The following is a 356-nucleotide window of genomic DNA, read 5'->3' on the forward strand; positions in this document are numbered from 1 at the left end:
GGATCGATCGGCAGATACGCGGCTCCCGCCTTCATCACTGCGAGCGCTGCCACCACCAGTTCCGCCGAGCGTGGCAGCACCAACGCCACGACCTGCTCCGGACCCACACCCCGCCCGATCAGCTCATGTGCGAACCGGTTCGCCCGCCTGTTCAACTCTCGGTAGGTGAGTTGCGTTTCGCCGGCCACCAGGGCCACTGCGTCCGGTGTCGCCCGCACCTGTGCTGCGAAGGCCGCCGGCAGCGGGTCACCGGAGACGGGAACCGCGGTGTCGTTGGAGTCGACCAGCACCTGCTGCCGTTCTTCGGGGGACAGCACGTCGATCGCACCGATCGGCCGCTCCGGATCGGCGACCAC

At 68.8% G+C, this 356-nt stretch carries 1 protein-coding gene; it reads right to left on the bottom strand.

The annotated features are described in order from the left end of the window. A partial coding sequence (locus tag BIV24_RS28215; RefSeq protein WP_143064681.1) for an AMP-binding protein occupies positions 1 to 356 on the bottom strand: 356 nt, incomplete at both ends.

The organism is Streptomyces colonosanans, from assembly GCF_001866645.1.
In the GTDB taxonomy this organism is placed as follows: domain Bacteria; phylum Actinomycetota; class Actinomycetes; order Streptomycetales; family Streptomycetaceae; genus Streptomyces; species Streptomyces colonosanans.